Annotated in this window: 16 protein-coding genes; 7 read left to right on the top strand and 9 right to left on the bottom strand. The window is 69.6% G+C overall.

What is annotated here, in order from left to right; genetic code table 11:
• Positions 1-47: 47 nt before the first annotated feature.
• From TSH58p_RS09010 to TSH58p_RS08995, 4 genes are all read right to left on the bottom strand, one after another.
• Positions 48-626, bottom strand: coding sequence for a YqaA family protein (locus TSH58p_RS09010; RefSeq protein WP_014241343.1), 579 nt, complete (start codon positions 624-626; stop codon positions 48-50).
• Between the two features lie 109 nt (positions 627-735).
• Positions 736-981, bottom strand: coding sequence for a hypothetical protein (locus TSH58p_RS09005; protein WP_109070016.1), 246 nt, complete (start codon positions 979-981; stop codon positions 736-738).
• 104 nt (positions 982-1,085) lie between these two features.
• Positions 1,086-1,481, bottom strand: a complete 396-nt coding sequence (locus TSH58p_RS09000; RefSeq protein ID WP_109070017.1) for a cytochrome c family protein — start codon at positions 1,479-1,481, stop codon at positions 1,086-1,088.
• Between the two features lie 58 nt (positions 1,482-1,539).
• The gene (locus TSH58p_RS08995) at positions 1,540-1,947 is read right to left on the bottom strand and encodes a winged helix-turn-helix domain-containing protein (protein ID WP_109070018.1); all 408 of its coding nucleotides are present in this window, start codon (positions 1,945-1,947) and stop codon (positions 1,540-1,542) included.
• Positions 1,948-2,201: 254 nt separating this feature from the next.
• On the opposite strand from TSH58p_RS08995, the gene adh reads away from it, so the two are divergent.
• Both adh and TSH58p_RS08985 read left to right on the top strand, forming a co-directional pair.
• Positions 2,202-3,722, top strand: a complete 1,521-nt coding sequence (adh, locus tag TSH58p_RS08990; protein ID WP_109070019.1) for an aldehyde dehydrogenase — start codon at positions 2,202-2,204, stop codon at positions 3,720-3,722.
• A 97-nt stretch (positions 3,723-3,819) separates the two neighbouring features.
• Positions 3,820-4,203 carry a DUF779 domain-containing protein gene (locus tag TSH58p_RS08985; RefSeq protein WP_038529350.1) on the top strand — a complete coding sequence of 128 codons (384 nt, stop codon included), beginning with the start codon at positions 3,820-3,822 and terminating at the stop codon, positions 4,201-4,203.
• 288 nt (positions 4,204-4,491) lie between these two features.
• Here TSH58p_RS08985 and cysS read toward each other — a convergent pair whose 3' ends face one another.
• Positions 4,492-5,865 carry a cysteine--tRNA ligase gene (gene cysS, locus TSH58p_RS08980; protein WP_109070020.1) on the bottom strand — a complete coding sequence of 458 codons (1,374 nt, stop codon included), beginning with the start codon at positions 5,863-5,865 and terminating at the stop codon, positions 4,492-4,494.
• A 154-nt stretch (positions 5,866-6,019) separates the two neighbouring features.
• The gene (gltX, locus tag TSH58p_RS08975) at positions 6,020-7,363 is read right to left on the bottom strand and encodes a glutamate--tRNA ligase (protein WP_109070021.1); all 1,344 of its coding nucleotides are present in this window, start codon (positions 7,361-7,363) and stop codon (positions 6,020-6,022) included.
• A 261-nt stretch (positions 7,364-7,624) separates the two neighbouring features.
• On the opposite strand from gltX, the gene ipdC reads away from it, so the two are divergent.
• The 4 genes from ipdC to TSH58p_RS08955 all read left to right on the top strand — a co-directional run bounded on the left by ipdC (position 7,625) and on the right by TSH58p_RS08955 (position 11,152).
• The gene (gene ipdC, locus TSH58p_RS08970; protein WP_109070022.1) at positions 7,625-9,262 is read left to right on the top strand and encodes an indolepyruvate/phenylpyruvate decarboxylase; all 1,638 of its coding nucleotides are present in this window, start codon (positions 7,625-7,627) and stop codon (positions 9,260-9,262) included.
• Between the two features lie 115 nt (positions 9,263-9,377).
• Positions 9,378-10,046, top strand: coding sequence for an isoprenoid biosynthesis glyoxalase ElbB (gene elbB, locus TSH58p_RS08965; protein WP_109070085.1), 669 nt, complete (start codon positions 9,378-9,380; stop codon positions 10,044-10,046).
• Positions 10,047-10,188: 142 nt separating this feature from the next.
• Positions 10,189-10,758, top strand: coding sequence for a hypothetical protein (locus tag TSH58p_RS08960; protein ID WP_109070023.1), 570 nt, complete (start codon positions 10,189-10,191; stop codon positions 10,756-10,758).
• Positions 10,759-10,915: 157 nt separating this feature from the next.
• Positions 10,916-11,152 carry a hypothetical protein gene (locus tag TSH58p_RS08955; protein WP_146205863.1) on the top strand — a complete coding sequence of 79 codons (237 nt, stop codon included), beginning with the start codon at positions 10,916-10,918 and terminating at the stop codon, positions 11,150-11,152.
• An 88-nt stretch (positions 11,153-11,240) separates the two neighbouring features.
• Here TSH58p_RS08955 and TSH58p_RS33880 read toward each other — a convergent pair whose 3' ends face one another.
• From TSH58p_RS33880 to TSH58p_RS08940, 3 genes are all read right to left on the bottom strand, one after another.
• Positions 11,241-13,979 (bottom strand): NahK/ErcS family hybrid sensor histidine kinase/response regulator, encoded by a 2,739-nt coding sequence (locus TSH58p_RS33880; RefSeq protein ID WP_109070024.1) that lies wholly within the window; start codon positions 13,977-13,979, stop codon positions 11,241-11,243.
• Positions 13,976-15,274, bottom strand: a complete 1,299-nt coding sequence (gene nosP, locus TSH58p_RS08945) for a nitric oxide-sensing protein NosP (protein ID WP_109070025.1) — start codon at positions 15,272-15,274, stop codon at positions 13,976-13,978. The genes TSH58p_RS33880 and nosP overlap by 4 nt, the downstream gene beginning before the upstream one ends.
• A 158-nt stretch (positions 15,275-15,432) precedes the next feature.
• A complete protein-coding gene (locus TSH58p_RS08940) occupies positions 15,433-16,629 on the bottom strand; it encodes an acyltransferase family protein (protein ID WP_158282601.1) in 1,197 nt (398 codons plus the stop codon).
• Between the two features lie 300 nt (positions 16,630-16,929).
• On the opposite strand from TSH58p_RS08940, the gene TSH58p_RS08935 reads away from it, so the two are divergent.
• Complete coding sequence (locus TSH58p_RS08935; protein ID WP_109070027.1) at positions 16,930-17,394, top strand: preQ0 transporter; 465 nt, start codon at positions 16,930-16,932, stop codon at positions 17,392-17,394.
• Positions 17,395-17,494 lie beyond the last annotated feature (100 nt).

Genomic DNA, 17,494 nt, shown 5'->3' with positions numbered 1-17,494 from the left:
GGACAGGACGGTCCGGCGTCGCGGTCCCATGGTGAATTCGGGGTGGATCAGATCAGCTTGATCGCCAGGAAGCCGCCGATCAGCGCGACGGCGAAGGCGGTGGTGACCAGCGTCAGCCGCTTCTCGATGAAGGCGCGCACCGGCTCCCCGAACCAGTAGAGCAGGGCGGCGACCAGATAGAAGCGGATGGCCCGCGACAGGATCGAGGCGCCGATGAACACCCAGATGTTCAGCTTCGCCACGCCCGCGGTGATGGTCAGCAGCTTGTAGGGGATGGGCGTCATGCCCTTGATGATGAGAATTTCCGCGCCGTATTCGACGAAGGTATGGCGCAGCGTCTCGAACTGGGCTTCCAGGTGGTAGAAGTCGATGACCGCCTTGCCGATGGCCTCGTACAGGAAGTAGCCGATCATGTAGCCGGCGACGCCGCCCACCACCGAGGCCAGCGTGCAGATCGTCGCGATCCGCCACGCGGCCTGCCGGTTGGCGAGCACCATCGGCACCATCAGGATGTCCGGCGGGATCGGGAAGAAGGAGCTTTCCGCGAAGGAAACCCCCGCCAGCCAGGTGGTGGCGTTCTTCGAGGCCGCCTTGGCCATCGTCCAGTCGTAAAGGCGCTTCAGCATGCCGGTCGCAGCCCGTGTTGTGCCGGTGAGGAAGCCCTTCTTTTAGCGGGCGGCCGGGCCAGCGGCTACGACCAATTCGGGGCGGCTCCGGAAAGGCTAAGCCATCGGCCTAGCGGGACGCGGGCTTGCTCCCGGATTCGGCGGTGTCCGGCTCCGCCTTCTCGGGGTCGGCGCGGGCCACCGGATCGCAGTCGCCGTCGCGGGACCCGCCGGGATGGCCGCCGGGCATGCCGCGGTAGCGCGTGTCCGGGTTGGAGCCGCCGCCGCCGCTCTGCTCGTCGCAGAGAGGCTCGATGTCGGTCTTGTGAATGTCCTTGGGCTCGGCGTCCTTTTGCCTTGCGGTATCGTCGGTCATGGCCGGTCTCCGGCTGCGGGAAGGAAACCGGGCAACAGGCTGGCGCGGTCCCGGTTCCCGTCCCGCCCGGTTCCCGTCCCGCCCGGTTCCCGTCCCGCTGACGCTCACTTCGTCGCGGATTCCAGATAGGCGATCAGGTCGGCCCGGTCCTCCGGCTTCGCCACCCCGGCGAAGGCCATGCGGCTGTCGGCGATGACCGCCTTCGGGTTGGCGAGATAGGGGTCGAGCGTCTTGGCGTCCCACGCGATGCCCGACGCCTTCAGCCCCTCGGAGTAGTTGGCGTAGGTGTCCACCGTGCCGGCCTTGCGCCCGAACAGCCCGTGCAGCGTGGGGCCGACGCGGTTCTTTCCCGCCTCCACCGTGTGGCAGGCCTTGCACTGGCGGAACAGCTTCTCGCCGTTCGCCGGGTCGCCGTCGGCCAGGGCCGGGAGCGGCGCCGCGGCGAGAAGGACCAGGGCGGCCAAGGCTATGGGGGCAGCGGAGCGGGCGGCGGTGCGCATGGGTCGGGGGCCTCCTTCGTTTCGCCGCGGCGGAAGGTCGCGGCGTCGAAGGGAGACTTTACGGATCGCCGGAGTCCGGGCCATTGGACTTTGGACCAGCGGAGTCCGCGCCTTTTTCAAGCGCCGCCTCCGGCTTCAGCGCCTCGTCCAGCCAGGCGAGGTGGGGTGCCGCGGCGCGGCGGGCCTCCTCCTCCATGCGGCGGTAGCGGGCGATCACCTCCTGCCCGAAGGCGGTGAGGCCGGTCCCGCCGCCCTCGCGTCCGCCGACGTTGGTGCGCACCACCGGCTCGCGGAAGGCGGAGTTCATGGTTTCCACCAGGAACCACGCGCGGCGGAAGGACATGCCGAGCGCCCGCGCCGCCGCGGAGATCGAGCCGGTGCGGTCGATCTCCTCCAGCAGGGACACCTTGCCGGGGCCGATGGCGCCGGAGGGGTGGAGGAAACGCAGCCGGATGTCGGTCGTCATGTCCTGGGATCTCGCCGGGAAACGGATTGGTCTCCGCCCAAGGTATCATCTGCCGCCCGGCGGTCAGTCCCGAATCTGAACCTCCCGGCGTCTGCAACCAAAGTCGAATTTACCGGCCTTCCCCGAAACCGCGATAACGGCGGGGCGCTGTGACGGCTACCGATCATCGGACGAACGGACACAGGGCGCACAACCCGCCAAACGCCATTCCGCGACATTCAGTTTCGGGCAATCCGCTTCGGGAGGAAACCGCCGTGATCCATCAGGCCCTGGAAACGCTCAGCAAGCAGGTCGCCATCCGGCCGCGCTACGACAACTTCATCGGCGGCCAGTGGGTTCCGCCGACGAAGGGCCAGTATTTCACCAACCTGACCCCGATCACCGGCAAGACGCTGTGCGAGGTCGCCCGCTCCACCGCGGAAGACATCGAGAAGGCGCTGGACGCCGCCCACAAGGCCAAGGACGCCTGGGGCCGCACCTCCCCAGCGGAGCGCGCGCGCATCCTCAACAAGATCGCCGACCGCATGGAGGAGCGTCTGGACGTCCTGGCGCTGGCCGAGACGCTGGACAACGGCAAGCCGATCCGCGAGACGACCCACGCCGACCTGCCGCTCGCCATCGACCATTTCCGCTACTTCGCCGGCTGCGTCCGCGCCCAGGAAGGCACCATCGCGGAAATCGACCACACCACCTACGCCTATCACTTCCATGAGCCGCTGGGCGTCGTCGGCCAGATCATCCCGTGGAACTTCCCGCTGCTGATGGCCGTGTGGAAGCTGGCTCCGGCGCTGGCCGCCGGCAACTGCGTCGTGCTGAAGCCCGCCGAGCAGACCCCGATGGCCATCATGGTGCTGATGGAGATCATCGGCGACCTGCTGCCGGACGGCGTCCTCAACGTCGTCAACGGCTTCGGCATCGAGGCCGGCAAGCCGCTGGCCCAGAGCCCGCGCATCGCCAAGATCGCCTTCACCGGCGAGACGACGACCGGCCGCCTGATCATGCAGTACGCGGCGGAGAACATCATCCCGGTCACGCTGGAGCTGGGCGGCAAGTCGCCGAACATCTTCTTCAACGACGTGATGGCCGACGACGACGAGTTCCTGGACAAGGCGCTGGAAGGCTTCGCCATGTTCGCGCTGAACCAGGGCGAGGTCTGCACCTGCCCGTCGCGCGTCCTGGTGCAGGAGAAGATCTACGACAAGTTCATGGAGAAGGCCGTCGCCCGCGTCGCCGCCGTCAAGCAGGGCAGCCCGCTCGACCCGGCGACGATGATCGGCGCCCAGGCGTCGATCGACCAGCTTGAGAAGATCCTGTCCTACATCGACATCGGCAAGGCCGAGGGCGCCAAGGTGCTGATCGGCGGCGAGCGCGCCCATCTGGGCGGCGAGCTGGAGAGCGGCTACTACGTCCAGCCGACGGTCTTCGAAGGCCACAACAAGATGCGCGTCTTCCAGGAGGAGATCTTCGGGCCGGTCGTGTCCGTGACGACCTTCAAGACCGAGGAGGAGGCGCTCGCCATCGCCAACGACACGCTCTACGGCCTGGGCGCCGGCGTGTGGAGCCGCGACGGCAACCGCGCCTTCCGCATGGGCCGCGCCATCCAGGCGGGCCGCGTGTGGACCAACTGCTACCATCTCTACCCGGCCCACGCGGCGTTCGGCGGCTACAAGCAGTCGGGCATCGGCCGTGAGACGCACAAGATGATGCTCGACCACTACCAGCAGACCAAGAACCTGCTGGTCAGCTACAGCCCGAAGGCTCTGGGCTTCTTCTAAGCATCCTGTCTCCTCCCTGACGACCTTGGGCCGGCGGCCATTCGGCCTCCGGCCCTTTTTCTCATCCGACAGGCCATTCATTCGGGAGCGTCCGCCCATGGTCGAACGAGTCGTCGCCACACCGGCGGCCCTGGCGCTGATCGAAAAGCTGCGCGGGCTTTACGGGCCGCTGTTCTTTCACCAGTCCGGCGGCTGCTGCGACGGCAGCGCGCCGATGTGTTTCATGGACGGGGAGTTCCGCCCCGGCGGGCAGGACGTCCGGCTGGGCGAGATCGGCGGCTGTCCCTTCTACATGGGGGCGGCGCAGTTCGAGTACTGGTCGCACACCCAGCTCATCATCGACGTGGTGCCGGGCCGCGGCGCCAGCTTCTCGCTGGAGGCGCCGGAGGGCGTGCGCTTCCTCACCCGCTCCCGCCTGTTCTCCGATGGCGAGGTGGAGGCGCTGCGGTCCGATCCTGGCGATATGACGAAAAAAGCATAGCGCTGTTTCGTGGAATGCGGTATTCAGGATTCGACTTTGGGACTTTCCCAGTCGGCACGGCCTGCGGGCGGTCTGATCCGTGTTCAGACCGGCTCCCCCGCGTGGTGGTGCATATGGAACCGAACTCAGGCGCCTTCCGCGACGGCGGAAGGCGCCTTTTTCGTTGCGTGGGAGAGAGCGGTTCCTTGGACCTTCGGATGAGCGAAGACCGCGGTTCCATCCGCGGCCTCCACTCATCCGACGAACCATTCATCCGATGAAGGCGGGCAATGAACGCCGGCAGGGCGTTCAGGCGCGCTTCCAGGTCGTGCCCTGCGGGCCGTCTTCCAGGACGATGCCGAGGTCGGCCAGCTCCTTGCGGATGCGGTCGGCCTCCGCGTAGTTCTTGGCCTTGCGGGCGGCCAAGCGGTCGTCGATGCGCTGCTGGATGTCGGTGTCGGACAGGGCGGCGGCCCCCTTCGGCGCCCAGCGGAACCACGCCTCCGGGTCCTGCTGGAGCAGGCCCAGCGCCTCGCCCGCGGCGCGCAGGGCGCCCTTGGCGGCGGCCTTCCCGGCGTCACTTGTCGCCTTGTTGACTGCCGAGGCCAGCTCGTGCAGGTGGGAGATGGCGAGCGGGCTGTTGAGGTCGTCCTCCAGCGCGGCCAAGACGTCGAAGGGCAGTTCGGCGTCCGCCGGGGCCGGGTCGCCGCGCAGCGCCTGGTACCAGCGGTCGAGCGTCGCCTTGGACTGCTTCAGACCCTCGCGGGTGAAGTCGAGCGGCTGGCGGTAATGGGCGCTCATCAGCGTCAGGCGGATGGCCTCGCCGGGGAACTCGTCCAGCAGCTCGTGCACGGTGAAGAAGTTGCCCAGCGACTTGGACATCTTCTCGCCCTCGACGGTGACGAAGCCGTTGTGGACCCAGTAGCGGGCCAGCGGCTCGCCGTCATGGGCGCAACGGCTCTGGGCGATCTCGTTCTCATGATGCGGGAAGATCAGGTCCAGCCCGCCGCCGTGGATGTCGAAGGTGACGCCGAGATGCTCCTTGGCCATGGCCGAGCATTCGATGTGCCAGCCCGGCCGGCCGCGGCCCCACGGGCTGTCCCAGCCGGGCTGGTCGGCGGCGCTCGGCTTCCACAGCACGAAGTCGGAGGAGTCGCGCTTGTAGGGGGCGACCTCGACGCGGGCGCCGGCGATCAACTCGTCCAGCGAGCGGCGGGAGAGCTGCCCGTACTCCGCCATCGACGGCACGGAGAACAGCACGTGCCCTTCCGCGGCATAGGCGTGGCCGCGCTCGATCAGCAGGCCGATCAGCGCGACCATGTGCGAGATGTGGTGCGTGGCGCGCGGCTCGATGGTCGGGCGCAGCGCGTTCAGCGCGTCCATGTCGGCATGGTAGAGGTCGGCGGTGCGCTTGGTCAGCGCCTCGATCGGCTCCCCGCTGTCGCGCGAGCGGTCGATGATCTTGTCGTCCACGTCGGTGATGTTGCGGACGTAGGTCACCGCCGGGTACAGCCGCCGCAGCAGCCGGAACAGCAGGTCGAACACCACCACCGGGCGGGCGTTGCCGATGTGCGCGGTGTCGTAGACCGTGGGTCCACACACATACATGCCCACCCGGTCCGGACTCATCGGCTCGAAGCGTTCCTTGCGGCGGGTCAGCGTGTTGTAGAGGTCCAGCGGCACGGCGCCATGTCTCCTGTATGGGGTCTTCCAAATCCCCCTCTCCCCTCCGGGGAGAGGGTCGGGGTGAGGGGGAAACGCCGGCCCCTTGCAGGGCTTTTCCGGCCTTTCGGCCGCCCCCTCATCCTAACCTTCTCCCCAGGGGGGAGAAGGGATTCTAGGCCGTCTCTCCCGCGAGGCGCTTTTCCGCGCGGGTTCGGCCGATCAGGGGTAGCAGGTTCTTCAACTCCGGTCCATGGTCCCGCCCGGTGAGGGCGCGGCGCAGGGGGAGGAACAAATCCTTGCCCTTCCGACCCGTCTTCGCCTTCACCGCACCCGTCCAGGTGCCCCAGGTGGAGAGGTCCCACGGCTCCTCCGGCAGCAGGGCCGCCGCCTCGGCCAGGAAGGCGGGATCGTCCGCCGCCGGGGCGACCGGGGCGTGGGTCACCGCCCACCAGTCGCGGGCCTCCGCGACCCGCGACAGGTTGGGGCGCACCGCCTCCCAGAAGGCGGCGTCGGCCTCCGCCAGGCCGAGCGCGGCCAGCTCCTCAGACACCCGCTCGAAGGGCAGCAGATGGAGGATGCGGGCGTTCAGCCGCAGCAGTTCCTCCGGATCGAATTTCGGGGTGGCGCGGGACACCTTGGCGATGTCGAACTCGGCCACCAGCTCGTCCAGCGTCAGCCGCGGCTCGATGGCGTCGGAGGTGCCGAGCTTGGCGAGCAGGCTGGCCAGCGCCATCGGCTCGATCCCCTCCTCTTCGCGCAAGCTGGCCACGGACAGGCTGCCCAGCCGCTTGGACAGGCCCTGTCCCGTCGCGTCGGTCAGCAGCGGCAGATGGGCGAAGACCGGAACGGCCCCGCCAACCGCCTCGAAGATCTGGATCTGCACCGCGGTGTTGGCGACGTGGTCCTCGCCCCGGATGACGTGGGTGATGGCGAGGTCGGCGTCGTCCACCACGCTGGTCAGGGTGTAGAGCGGGCGGCCGTCCTCGCGGATCAGCACGGGATCGCTGAGCGCGGACCCTTCGAAATGCACCGGCCCGCGCACGAGGTCGGTCCATTCGACCGGCGTGTGCTCCAGCTTGAAGCGCCAGTGCGGCTTGCGCCCCTCCGCTTCCAGGCGGGTGCGGTCGGCGTCGCCCAGGCGGAGGGCCGCCCGGTCGTAGATCGGCGGGCGGCCCTGCGAAACCAGGCTGGCGCGCTTGAGGTTCAGCTCCTCCGGCGTCTCGTAGCAGGGGTAGAGCCGGCCGGACGCCTTCAGCGCCGCCGCCACCGCGTCGTAGCGGCCATAGCGGTCGCTTTCCCGCGCGAAGCGGTCCCAGGTCAGGCCGAGCCAGGTCAGGTCCCGCTCGATCCCCTCCGCGTATTCCGGCTTGGAGCGCTCCTCGTCCGTGTCGTCGAGGCGCAGCAGGAAATTGCCGCCCGCCTTGCGCGCGAACAGCCAGTTGACGAGCGCGAGGCGCACGTTGCCGACATGCAGGAGACCGGTCGGGCTGGGGGCGAAGCGGACGGCGACGGACATGCGGGCATCATTCGAAAGTCGGGACAGGGCGGCAGTCGTAGCACGCCGCGCGCCGCTCCGAAAGACGCCCATCAGATGCCAAGGGGGCGCCGCGGGGCCTGTCGCCTTTGGCGGCCAGTCCCTGTGCCACCCCTCCACAATTTCCGGCGCAAATGGATTGTTTCGAATGAAACAATTCTTGCGCGGAGCGGTGGCGGAGGCGATGCTGTCCTCCTGTGCGGGTTTTCGGCCCGCGAAACCAATTGGAACGGGAGAGCGGCCATGAAGCTGGCCGAAGCCCTGCTGCGCGCGCTGAAGGATCGCGGCGCACAGGCCATGTTCGGGATTCCGGGCGATTTCGCCTTGCCCTTCTTCAAGGTGGCGGAGGAAACGCAAATCCTGCCGCTCCACACGCTGAGCCACGAGCCGGCGGTGGGCTTCGCGGCGGACGCGGCGGCGCGCTACAGTTCGACGCTGGGGGTGGCGGCGGTCACCTACGGGGCGGGCGCCTTCAACATGGTGAACGCGGTGGCCGGCGCCTACGCCGAGAAGTCGCCGGTCGTGGTCATCTCCGGCGCGCCGGGCACGACGGAGGGCAACGCCGGCCTGCTGCTGCACCACCAGGGCCGCACGCTGGACACGCAGTTCCAGGTGTTCAAGGAGATCACCGTGGCCCAGGCCCGGCTGGACGACCCGGCCAAGGCCCCGGCGGAGATCGCCCGCGTGCTGGGCGCCGCCCGCGCCCTGTCGCGCCCGGTCTATCTGGAAATCCCCCGCAACATGGTCAACGCCGAGGTCGAGCCGGTGGGCGACGACCCCGCATGGCCGGTGGACCGCGACGCGCTGGCCGCCTGCGCCGACGAGGTGCTGGCGGCGATGCGCGCGGCCACGTCGCCGGTGCTGATGGTCTGCGTCGAGGTCCGCCGCTACGGGCTGGAGGCCAAGGTGGCGGAGCTGGCGCAGCGGCTGGGCGTGCCGGTGGTCACCACCTTCATGGGGCGCGGTCTGCTGGCCGACGCGCCGACCCCGCCGCTCGGCACCTACATCGGCGTCGCGGGCGACGCGGAGATCACCCGGCTGGTCGAGGAGTCGGACGGGCTGTTCCTGCTCGGCGCCATCCTCAGCGACACCAACTTCGCGGTGTCCCAGCGCAAGATCGACCTGCGCAAGACCATCCACGCCTTCGACCGGGCGGTGACGCTGGGCTATCACACCTACGCCGACATCCCGCTGGACGGGCTGGTCGACGCGCTGCTGGAGCGGCTGCCGCCGTCCGACCGGACGACCCGCGGCAAGGAACCCCACGCCTGCCCCACGGGGCTTCAGGCGGACGGCGAGCCGATCGCCCCGATGGACATCGCCCGCGCCGTCAACGACCGCGTCCGCGCCGGGCAGGAGCCGCTGCTGATCGCCGCGGACATGGGCGACTGCCTGTTCACCGCCATGGACATGATCGACGCCGGTCTGATGGCGCCGGGCTATTACGCGGGCATGGGCTTCGGCGTGCCGGCGGGCATCGGGGCGCAGTGCGTGTCGGGCGGCAAGCGCATCCTGACGGTGGTCGGCGACGGCGCCTTCCAGATGACCGGCTGGGAGCTTGGCAACTGCCGACGCCTTGGCATCGACCCCATCGTGATCCTGTTCAACAACGCCAGCTGGGAGATGCTGCGCACCTTCCAGCCCGAATCCGCCTTCAACGACCTGGACGACTGGCGCTTCGCCGACATGGCGGCAGGCATGGGCGGCGACGGCGTCCGCGTGCGCACGCGGGCGGAGCTGAAGGCGGCGCTGGACAAGGCCTTCGCCACGCGTGGGCGCTTCCAGCTGATCGAGGCGATGATCCCGCGCGGCGTGCTGTCTGACACGCTGGCCCGCTTCGTCCAAGGGCAGAAGCGTCTGCACGCCGCGCCCCGCGAGTAGGGGCGGGGGGGTAGGCGTGGGCTCGGCCGTGGGGTAGGGTTCCCGGCAACCCTTCCCCACCGGGGCGGGACCCCAAAAAGCGGACAAGGAGGACTCAGCCATGGCGGAAACACCGGTGACGGACAGGCCGTTGCGGATCGCGGTCGTGCTCTCGGGCTGCGGCGTCTATGACGGGGCGGAGATTCACGAGGCGGTGTGCACCCTGCTGGCGATCAGCCGCGCCGGGGCGGAGGCCGTGTGCTTCGCCCCCGACGTCCCGCAGGCCCATGTCGTCAACCACCTGACCGGCGAGGAGGCGGCGGAGACCCGCAACGTGCTGGCCGAGTCCGCCCGCATCGCCCGCGGCAAGGTCGCCGACCTCGCGACCTTCGACGCCGCCGCGGTGGACGCGCTGATCTTCCCCGGCGGCTTCGGCGCGGCCAAGAACCTGTGCGACTTCGCCTTCAAGGGCGCGGACTGCACGGTCAACCCGGACGTCGAGACGGCCGTGCGCGCGATGCGCGACGCCGGCAAGCCCATCGGCGCCCTGTGCATCGCCCCGGCCATCCTGGCCAGGCTGTTCGGCGCGGAGGGGGTCGAACTCACCATCGGCTCCGACGCCGGGACCGCCGCCGCGCTGGAGAGCCTGGGGGCGAAGCACAGCGTCACCGGCCATGGCGGGATCGTGACCGACCGGCGGCTGAAGGTCGTGACCTCCCCCTGCTACATGCTGGACGCCAGCCTCGCGCAGATCGCCGAGGGTGCCGAGAAAACCGTCCGCGCGCTGATCGGGCTGGCCCGCTAAGCTCTTGTTGCGCTTGCGCCAAGGGGCGGGTGCCGAAGCGGAATACCCCCTTCGGCACCGCCGCCGCGCAACAATTCGTTAACCATAAAAGCCCACCCTGTCCCTGCTTTCGGGCGAAATTTATTCAGGGACGAGGACGGCGATGACCTGCATTGTTGGCTTGGTGGACGGCGATCGTGTGTGGATGGGCGGTGACAGCGCGGGCGTGAACGGCCTGGACATCACCGTGCGCGCGGACACCAAGGTGTTCCGCAACGCCGACATGCTGATCGGCTTCACCAGCAGCTTCCGCATGGGCCAGCTTCTGCATTACCGGCTGGAGCCGCCGCACCGCGACCCCGAGGCCGACGTCTTCCGCTACATGGTCGTCGATTTCGTGGACGCCGTGCGCGGGTGCCTGAAGGACGGCGGCTACGCCCACCGCTCCAACGACGTGGAGACCGGCGGCACCTTCATGGTGGGCTATGAGGGGCGTCTCTTCTCCATCCAGTCCGACTATCAGGTGGGCGAGGCGGTGCGCGGCTATCACGCCATCGGCTGCGGGTCCGACTACGCGCTGGGTTCGCTCGCCTCCACGGCCGGGCTGCCGGCGGAGGAGCGGGTGCTGAAGGCGCTGGAATGCGCCGAGCTGTTCAGCGGCGGCGTGCGCGCCCCCTTCACCATCCAGTCGATGGTCCGCCGTCCGCATCTGGCGCTGACCGAAGCGGCGTAAGGCCATAATAAAAATCAGGACTTCCCGCGCCGTTTTCGCCATCCGGCAAGACGGCGCGAAGTCGTGCCTGCATCGCGGCAAACTGTGCTATAGGGACGGCGCTCCGTCCCCCAGTGATGGAGAAGAAAAAGACCATAAATACAGTGGGTGCTAGAGAATGGTGGACCAAACTGTTGGTGATGCGGATCGTTTGATTGGCGAAGAGTCCCGCGATGTCTCGGGCCGGGTGCATGGCCTGCCGGCTTACTGCAATTCGCCTTACTTCGTGTTCCCGGCGCTGATCCTTCTGCTGATCATGCCGCTGTCGATCATTTTCCACCCGTCCTGGATCGTTCCCCTGGCCGAACTGTACGCGGTCGGCATGATGGTGACGATCATCCGCCTGACGCGCTGACGCGCCGGTCTTTCCCCACCCCGGCCCTTCGCTCCCGCTTCCCGGGAGGGGCCGGGGTGGAGGCCCGCCGCGGCCACCCGTTTCCCCCTTATCCAAGAAGCCCCGTCATCACCGCGCGAAGCTGCGCCGGCCGCACCGGCTTGTTCAGCACGTGGCAGCCCCTGGCCTGCGCCTCCTCCACCACTTCGGCGGTGCGGTTGGCGGTGATCAGGACCGACGGCAGGTCCGCCCCGCAGCGCTCGCGCACCCGCGCGATCTCGGTGAAGCCGATCACGCCATCGTCCAGGTGGTAATCGGCGAACAGCACGTCCGGCGCCACCGCCCCCAGCCCGGCCAGCGCCTCGTCGCCCGACGCCGCCGTGGCGACGCTGCACCCCCAGCCCTCCAGCAGGGCGCGCATCCCGGCCAGCACCGCCGGTTCGTTGTCGATCACCAAAACCCGTGTGCCGGCCAGCCGGTTCGAGGCGGTCTGCACCGGCGCCTCCAGCGCGCGCACCGGGCGGGCGTAGCGCCCGAAGGGCACCGTCACCGCGAAGACCGATCCCCGCCCCGGCTGCGAGCGCACGGTGATCGGATGGTCGAGCATCCGCGCCACCCGCTCCACGATGGCGAGGCCGAGGCCCATGCCGCGCACCCGCTCGTTGGCGCAGGGGGTGTCGAGGCGGCGGAACTCCTGGAAGATTTCGCCCAGCTTGTCGGCGGGCACGCCGGGGCCGGTGTCCCACACCTCGATCCGCAAGCCCTCGGAGGTCCGCCGGCAGCCGACCAGCACGCGCCCGGCCCCGTCCTGCGCGCCGCCTTTCGCACCCCTTTTCGCTTGGGTGTAGCGCAGGGCGTTGGACAGGAAGTTCTGCAGGATGCGGCGCAGCAGCCGGATGTCGCTGCGCACCACGGCGTGGCTGGGAACGACGCAGAGGTCCAGCCCGCGCTCCTTCGCCACCGCCGCGTATTCGGTGGCCAGCGCGCCGAACAGGCTCTTGATCGGGAAATCGGCGATTTCCGGCCGCACCGCCCCGGCGTCCAGCTTGGAGATGTCCAGCAGCGCCGACAGCAGGTCCTCGACCGAGGCCAGGGCGACGTCGATGTTGTCGACCAGCCCGCGGTTGGGCTCCGGCTGCTCCAGGTCGCCCAGCGCCGAGACGAACAGCCGCGCCGCGTTCAGCGGTTGCAGCAGGTCGTGGCTGGCCGCCGCCAGGAAGCGCGTCTTGGACAGGTTGGCCTGCTCCGCCTCCGCCTTGGCCAGCCGCAGGGCCTCCTCCGCCGCGATGCGCTCGGCGATCTCCTGCTGGAGCTGGCCGTTGAGGCGGGTCAGCTCGGCGGTGCGCTCGACGACGCGGCGCTCCAGGCTGTCCTTGGCGTCGGCCAGGGCCTCCGCCGCCATGCGCCGCTCGGTGATGTCGTGGATCAGACCGAAATAGCCCAGCACCTCCGGCTTGCCGCCGCCGCGCCGCTCGCCGAAATGCGGAATGTAGGTGGCGACGGCGTAGCGCGGCGACCCGTTCTCGCCGGGCAGCTCCAGGTCGAAGGTCACCTCCTCGCCGGCCAGCGCCCGCAGCACGTAGGAGCGCCGCACCTCGTAATAGAGGTCGCCCAGCGCCGCCCACATGGGCTGGCCCTCGATCTCCTCGCGCTTGCGGTTGAACCAGCCCTCGTAGGCCTTGTTGACGAAGCGGAAGCGCTGCTCGGCGTCGACATAGGCGATCAGCGCCGGCACCGCGTCGGTGACCAGCCGGATGCGCTCCTCGCTGTCGCGCAGCGCCTGCTCGGCCCGCTTGCGCTCGGTGATGTCGGTGAAGGTCAGGACGAAGCCGCCGCCCGGCATGGGGTTGCGGCTGATCTCCAGCACCGTGCCGTCCAGCCAGGGCTGCTCGACGAGGCAGCTCGGCATCATCAGGGCGCTCAGCGACAGGCCGCGGTCGCCGAGCGCGGCGTGGTGCAGCACGAAGTCGGCGAAGCCCGCCCCGCGCTCCGCCACCTTGGCGGGCAGGCGCAGCAGGCCGGTGAAGCGCTCGTTCCAGGCGACCAGCCGCTGGTCGCGGTCGTACACCCCGACCCCCTGGGCGATGTTGTCCAGCGTCGCCTGGAGGAGCGCCGACTTCTCGGCCAGCTCGCGCTCGCGGCGGCGGGTCTCATGCTCCTTGATGTCGGTGATGTCGGTGTAGACGCCGACCACCCCGCCGTCGCGGGTCCGCCGCTCGTTGACCTGGACCCAGCGCCCGTCGGCCAGCCGGTAGACGTAGGGACCCTTCAGCGCCCGGTGCTGGGCCAGCCGTTCCGACAGCCAGCGGTCGGGCCGCGGGTAGGCGTCGGCGATGGTGCGCGAGGAGGCCGCCAGCTCGGCGATCTCCTGGAAGCGGATGCCCGGCAGGATGCGGTCGCGGATCTCCGGCCATAGGGCCAGATACTTGCTGTTGCACAGGACCAGCCGGTCGTCGGCGTCGAAGATGGCGAAGCCCTCGTTGACCGACTCGATGGCCTCCGACAGGCGGCTGCGCATGGTGTCGGCCAATTCCTTGGCGCGGGCCAGGGCGCGGTGGCTGTCCTCCAGCTCGCGCAGGGCGCGCTCCAGCTCCAGCGTGCGCTCGCGCACCTTCTGCTCCAGGACGATGGCGGTCTGGAACAGGGAGAAGGCGCCCCCCTGCACGTCCATCGACCGCTCCACCCGGTCCATCAGCACCTGGTTGATGCGGCGGAGCTTGGCGTTCTCGCGCTCCAGCGCCTCCATCCGCTTGCCCTCGTCGGCGGCCGGAAGGGGGGCCGGGAGGCTGGCCGGTGGCGGGTCCGCGGGTGGGCGGGACGGTTCCCGCCAGTCGAAGATGAGCGTCATCGCGCACCTATCGCGACACCGGTGAAGGTCTGGTTGACGTGCATGGCGTTGTACTGCTCGCCGTAGGCGCAGAAGCCGATGACGTTGTGCCGGGCCAGCGCCGCCGACATGACGTGCTTGAGCTGCCGCTGCTCCAGCTCCAGCCGGCGCAGGATGCAGTCGCAGCCGAGCACGAGGTCCGGCGGCCCGCCGACCTCCGCCGCCAGCTTGCGCATCATCTCCTCGAGGTTCTCCACCGGGTCGACGCCGCGGGCGACGGTCAGCACGATCCCCTCGTCGATGGCGCAGTAGAAGGTCAGGCTCTCGTCGTCGTTGACCTTCTGGATGGAGCGGACATGGTACTCGCCCCCCACCCGCACGACGACGGGATAGGCCGCGAAGATCAGGGGCGTCAGCGGCTCCCCCTCCAGCCCGACCATGCGGGCGTACTCGCGGCCCGCCGGTTCCGCGTTGATCTCGGTGACGATGCGGCGCTGCGGGTCGGCGCCGGTCACCACCATCTTGGCGTCGGACGCCACGAAATGCTCGGTCCGGAAGACCACGAAGCGGCGCGCCGTGGTGACCAGCATCAGCACGGCGGCGTTGGTGTGGAACCGCCCCTCGTGCAGGACGAAGGTGCGCTCGAAGCGCAGCTCGTCCCCGGCGGAGCCGCCGAACAGCGGGATGTCCATCAGCACGCTGTGCAGCGCGCTGACCACCATCTCCTCCGCCCGCGACATGCCGTCGATCATCAGGAAAGCGAAGCTGCCATGGTCGGGGAAGGCGTCGGCGCGGGCGGCCAGGGCGACGTCGCGCTGCTCCATCAGGCTGCGCAGGACGCGAGGCGCCTCGGCGATGGAGAAGCGGTCGAGGTCGTCGATGCGTTGGGTGGCGATGGTGAAGTCGTCGCGCGGAAAGCCGATCCCGACCAGCGATCCGGCGGCGTAGCCGAAGGGCGTGATCTCTCCCGCCGTGGTGCAGCCGACCACCGGCACCGGCCCGAACAGCTCGGCCAGGGCCGCCGCCAGTTCCACCCGGTCGTAATGTGCGGAGCAGAAGACCAGCACCATCTCCAGCTCCGCGGCGGCGGCGGGATTCCGCCCGCACAGCCCCTCGAAGAGGTCCCGCGCGGCGGTGCCAGCGTCCTCCGCCATCGAGACGGCCCGCGGCAGGGACGGGCTGGGCGCCGAAGAGCCGGGCGCCAGAGGACTGGGCGCCAGAGGACTGGGCATGGAGGCGCTGGGCGGAGCATCGGAGAGGAGAGCGTCCGAGGCCGGATGGCTGGTCACAATGCGGGTCCCGAAAAGCATCGGCATGGCATCCAACACCCCAAGCCGCCACCCGGTGCCGGAAGGCCGGCCGGGGAACGTGGGCGGATGACCTATAGGTTACTTCAGCGCCGCCCGCCGGGCAAAGCCGGCGCGGGGGTGCGGGCATGCGACCATCGTCTAAGAAGGCTTGACGTCGCCTGTGCTCAGCCGGTCCGGCGCGCCATGGCCTCGCGGCCGCGCGCCGGGTTGCTCCGCTTCTTCGCCTCGCCCGGCGGAACGCCGTTCATCAGGAAGCGCAGCGTCGGCGAGCGGCGGACCAGCCCATGATGGACCGCCAGCGGCACGAACAGACCCACCGCGGTGATCGCGGCGAACTCCAGCAGGGGCGGGGCGGTGACCGCCAGCAGGGCGAAGCCCAGGGCCATGACCACCAGATGGTGCAGCAGGTAGATCGTGTAGGAGGCCTGCGACAGCGCCCGCACCCGGCGGCTCTCCGCCGAGAAGAAGGACTGCGTCAGGCCGAGGACGAAGCGGAAGGCCGACCAGGCGGCGACGGCGCGCAGCGCCTCGTCGAGGAAGCGGACCGGCATGGGCTTCTCGACACCCACCATGCCGATGTGGATGGCGAAGCAGGCCAGATAGGTCAGCGCCACCCCCCAGCTCGCCTTGGCGTAGCGCGCGGCCCCGCCCGGCCAATGGGCGATCAGCACCCCGACCGCGAAGAAGCCCGCCGAGACGACGATGCTCACCGCGGTGGAGTTGGTCGGCGCCAGCGGCGTCACCAGCAGGTCGGAGATGTTGTCGAAGCCCAGCACCCCCATCATGACGAGGCTGAGCAGGAGCGGCGGCAGCCAGTCCGGCGGATCGGCCAGCCAGCGGGCCAGCCCCGGCGCGCGCTCGGCCATCCGCCGGTGCAGCGCGACCAGCAGCGGGTAGGTGAGGCAGAGCGCCAGCACGCTGATGAACAGCTCGACCAGGAACCACAGGTGATAGACGAGCCCGCCGCTCCAGAAGGCCGCGGGAATGGTCTGGGTGAAGAACTCGCCCGCGGTCAGGCCGGGGTCGATCGCGCGGCTTTCCATCCACAGCTGGGCGACGTTCAGCGTCGCCGCCATGGCGACGAGCGGCACCAGCAGCCGCGAGGCGCGCGAGGTCAGGGTCGCCCGCGGCCCGTGGCGGCGCAGGCTGTGGGTGATCAGCAGGCCGGAGATCAGGAAGAAGGCGGGCATGCGGAAGCTGTGGATGAAGTCCGCGAACAGCCCGATCCAGGCGATCCCGTCGGGGGAGTTCATCACCCAGTCGTAGCCGGGCGTGTAGATCAGCGCCGCGTGGTAGGGCACGCCGAGGATCATCAGCAGGCTGCGCGCCGCGTCCAGCGAATGATCCCGTGTGCCGCCCATTCCAATTGATACGCCCGCCGCCGCCATCGCCCACGCCTTTCGGGGTCTCTTTCGTTTCGCCTCCCCGAACGAACGCGCCAGGGCATCGTCCGGATGCGCTAGAGGCGGCGGCGCATTCGGGGAACCGAGGTGGGGGTAAGCCGTTCCCGCCCGTTGCGCTCCCTCTGGAGCGGCGTGCGCCGAGGGTTCACGCCGATGGGCCGAACCTGCTACAAGACCGCTGCGGAGCGCTCGCATTCACGCGGGTGGCGCCGTCGTTCGCGCCCGTATTTCCGCGGGTGGCCTTTGGAGGATTCCGTCATGCTCTGGCTCGCCGCCTACATTGGCAGCGTACTCGCCATCAACTACGCCTTCAGCCTCGCGCCGCATCTGGACCTCGTGTGGTCCTGCTGGGCCGGGTTGATCTTCATCCTGCGCGACATGGTCCAGGTCCGCTACGGCCACTGGTCGCTCGCCGCCATGCTGGCCGCCACGGTGCTGTCCTTCCTGCTGGCCGACCCCTTCGTCGCGACGGCCAGCGTCACCGCCTTCGCGGTGTCGGAGCTGATCGACTGGGGCGTCTTCACCGTCACCCGCCGCCCGCTGCGCGACCGGCTGTGGATCAGCGCCGCCCTGTCGGTGCCGGTGGACACGGCGCTGTTCTTCGGCATGCTCGGCATCTGGGACCCGGCCGTCTGGGCGGCCAGCCTCGCGTCGAAGCTGGTCGGCGTGTCGGCGGTGTGGATGCTGATGCGCGCGCGGGCGACCCGGCCGGCGACGGCGTGATCCATACGGATTTGGCAATCGCCGACTCGGCGAGGCGCCGGTTCCGCCGCGGGCCATCCCGGCGGAGCCGGAGGTCCGCGGCGTCGGCGATTGCCAAAAA

This window comes from Azospirillum sp. TSH58 (assembly GCF_003119115.1).
Lineage (GTDB): Bacteria > Pseudomonadota > Alphaproteobacteria > Azospirillales > Azospirillaceae > Azospirillum.
The sequence above is the reverse complement of the archived record's forward strand: the minus strand, read 5'-3'. Positions and strand labels throughout refer to the sequence as shown.